A 1131-nucleotide genomic window follows, 5' to 3' on the forward strand; every position below is an offset into this window, starting at 1 on the left:
GATGATGTACTTAAAAAGATGAGTCCATCGGTTAAGTTCAAAGTCGCAAACAAGTTAGCAAATGACGATTCTGAATTTGCGGTTGAACTGAGCTTTAAATCGATGCAAGACTTTGAACCAGCAGCGATTGTCAATCAAGTAGAACCATTGCGTCAGCTGATGGAAACTCGTAACAAACTGCGAGACTTGATGACTAAAGTCGACCGTTCGGAAGAACTTGAAAACATCCTAGAAGAAGTTCTCAACAATACAGACAATTTGGCAAAACTAGCTGGTGAGCTAGATCTTGGCAAAAAAGCGCCATCAGAAAGTACTGAGGGAGCAGAATAATGACGACTCAAGTTGAAAAACAACTCGATCCTACGGTGGGTGAACAAACCACTTCATTTCTTGAACAGGCTATTGGTGCGACGAAACAAACAGAAGCATCGAGAGCAGAAGAGCTGATCAAGACACTGACTGAAGAAGCGATGAAGGGGACGGTTTCTTGGAATAAAAACCTAACCGTAACTTTCCGTGAAGCGATTAATTTGCTTGATAGACAGATTTCAGAGCAGCTTTCTGAAGTTATGCACCATCCTGAGCTACAAAAGTTAGAAGGCTCATGGCGTGGGCTGAATTACTTAGTCATGAATTCTGAGACAAGTTCTACGCTGAAAATTCGCATGATCAGCATCACGAAGAAAGAGCTTCATAAAGACTTAAGTAAAGCGGTTGAATTCGATCAAAGTCAAATCTTTAAAAAAGTGTACGAATCTGAATTTGGTAGCGCTGGTGGTGAACCGTATGGTGCTTTAATTGGTGACTACGAGTTTACAAACCATCCAGAAGATATTGAGTCTTTGCGTTTAATGTCGAATGTTGCTGCTTCGGGTTTCTCACCATTCTTGTCTGCTGCTTCTCCTGCGCTATTTGGTTTTGATGAGTGGACAGAACTATCTAAACCGCGCGATTTAGATAAAGTCTTTGAGTCGTTGGAATATGCGCAATGGCGCTCTTTCCGTGAAAGTGCAGATTCTCGTTTTGTAAGCTTAACGATGCCTAAAGTATTAGCTCGCTTACCATACGGCCAAGCTACCTCTCCTGTAGAAGCGTTTGGCTTTGAAGAGTTTGATGTGGATCCTGTGTCGG

General features: G+C 42.3%; 2 protein-coding genes. Both read left to right on the plus strand.

The window, feature by feature from the left end; translation table 11 throughout:
* Positions 1 to 330 (plus strand): type VI secretion system contractile sheath small subunit (tssB, locus tag R7035_RS25710; protein ID WP_318146378.1); only part of this gene is annotated, 330 nt, incomplete at its 5' end.
* A partial coding sequence (gene tssC / locus R7035_RS25715) for a type VI secretion system contractile sheath large subunit (RefSeq protein ID WP_318146379.1) occupies positions 330 to 1131 on the plus strand: 802 nt, incomplete at its 3' end. The genes tssB and tssC, both read left to right, overlap by 1 nt.

It is taken from the genome of Vibrio sp. 1731, assembly GCF_033339955.1.
Classification (GTDB): Bacteria; Pseudomonadota; Gammaproteobacteria; order Enterobacterales; family Vibrionaceae; genus Vibrio; species Vibrio alginolyticus.